Origin of the sequence: Actinacidiphila oryziradicis (genome assembly GCF_005047355.1) — a bacterium.
Taxonomy (GTDB): Bacteria; Actinomycetota; Actinomycetes; order Streptomycetales; family Streptomycetaceae; genus Actinacidiphila; species Actinacidiphila oryziradicis.
Genome location: NZ_SUMC01000315.1, coordinates 1 through 1,670, shown reverse-complemented (window position 1 = coordinate 1,670; position 1,670 = coordinate 1). Strand labels below are relative to the sequence as shown.

Here is a 1,670-nt window from a genome sequence, read left to right as displayed (position 1 = left end):
AGAAGCTGTCCTCTTACCGATCTTGACGTGTGTCAGTCGCACGGGAGTGCGGGGCGGGCCGCCGGTTCGGATGATCTTCCGCTCGTGTGCGCATGAAAGCAGGGCCTCCTGGTAGTTCGGGGTTGCGAAACACACCGAGCAGCCCCAGGAGACCCTGTTGTCCATGTTGTACGCGCCCGAGCTCGTCGACTTCAACTCGCCTGGCGTGTCGTGCGATTGTCTCGCTCACCGGTTCGGGAACGCCGCCGATCAGCCCGAGCGAGTGCCCGCCTACACCTCGGACATGTCGGACGCCGAGTGGGCCGTGACGCGGGACGCGCTACCGGATCCCGGCTGGCTGCGGGGCAAGGGCGGTCAGCCCGAGGGCTACTGCCACCGGCAGATGCTCGACGCGATCCGCTATCTCGTCGACAACGGCATCAAGTGGCGCTCGATGCCCGTGGACTTTCCCGACTGGAAGCGGGTGTACGCGTTCTTCATCCGCTGGCGCGACAATCAGCTGGTCAAGGAGTTCCACGATCGGCTGCGCGCCCGGACCCGTGAGGCGGCCGGGCGGGACGCCGAACCGACTGCGGGGATCATCGACGCACAGTCGGTGAAGGCCGCGGCGAACGTCCCGGCGCAGAGCCGGGGTTTCGACGGCGGAAAGCTGATCAATGGCAGGCGCCGGCACCTGGTCACCGACTGCATGGGCCTGGTCCTGGACGTGCTGGTCACTCCGGCGAACACCGGGGAGCGGGACGCCGCCCGGATCCTGCTGCCGAGGCTGCGGGCACGCTTCTCCCGGCTGAAGCTGGTCTGGGCCGACGGCGGCTACACCGGTCCGCTGGTCACCTGGGCGGCCAAGGCGCTGAACCTGGTAGTGCAGGTCGTCAAGCGCACCGATGACATCAAGGGGTTCGTGGTGATTCCGCGACGTTGGGTGGTGGAGCGCACGAACGGATGGTTGATGCGCTCACGCCGGCTGGCACGCGACTACGAAACTCGCGTGGACAGCGCCGAGGCGATGATCCTGTTCTCGATGACCATGGTCATGACCCGCCGCCTCGCACGCCCTGGGCAAGCCGGAACCGCCCCTTCGCGTCCTTGACCAGCCAACCCCGCGCCACCAGACGGTTCGCCTTCGAGCGCACGCCCTCCCTCTTCGCCGCCGTCCCGTCCAGGCCCAGCACCCCGGTGAGCTCCTTGCATGCCAACGCTTCGTCCTCGCTGTTGCGTTCACGGTCGGACAGGACCGTCATGATCCGCTGGTAGTCCGCCGACAACGCCGAGAGACCCAAACCCTCACGCCATGCCGGCACCACCGAACCCGCCACCACCGGGCCGGCCGCAGGACGAGGCGTCACGCGCTCCACACCGGATGATTCCGCCGCCTCCGGCTCGCCGGAAGGGGCGAGCACCTCATCCAGCGTCTCCCGCGTGATCACGAAGCGTTCCCACGCCAGCTCCGCGTCCCGCAGCGCGGCCAGCACCCGGTCCGCTTCCTCCCGCAGCGATTCCACCCGCTGCCGGGCCCCCAGCTCCCGCTCCTCCAGCAACCCCATCACCGACGGCACCCGACACCTCCACGACCGGCACGAACACGACGCCCCATACCTCCCGCAGGATGCCCGGAACCATGCCTGACCAGCGAGAAGTCAGCGATCAAGTTCGGTAAGAGGACAGCTTCT

Annotated in this window: 2 protein-coding genes; one reads left to right on the top strand and one right to left on the bottom strand. The window is 67.9% G+C overall.

Features of this window, described 5'->3' with window-relative positions; genetic code table 11:
- The first annotated feature begins 163 nt into the window (after nucleotides 1-163).
- The gene (locus tag FCI23_RS55540) at nucleotides 164-1,090 is read left to right on the top strand and encodes an IS5 family transposase (protein WP_169317501.1); all 927 of its coding nucleotides are present in this window, start codon (nucleotides 164-166) and stop codon (nucleotides 1,088-1,090) included.
- On the opposite strand, the gene FCI23_RS55535 is transcribed toward FCI23_RS55540, so the two are convergent.
- The gene (locus FCI23_RS55535; protein WP_136731743.1) at nucleotides 1,032-1,556 is read right to left on the bottom strand and encodes a hypothetical protein; all 525 of its coding nucleotides are present in this window, start codon (nucleotides 1,554-1,556) and stop codon (nucleotides 1,032-1,034) included. The two genes, FCI23_RS55540 and FCI23_RS55535, sit on opposite strands and share 59 nt — an antisense overlap.
- Nucleotides 1,557-1,670 lie beyond the last annotated feature (114 nt).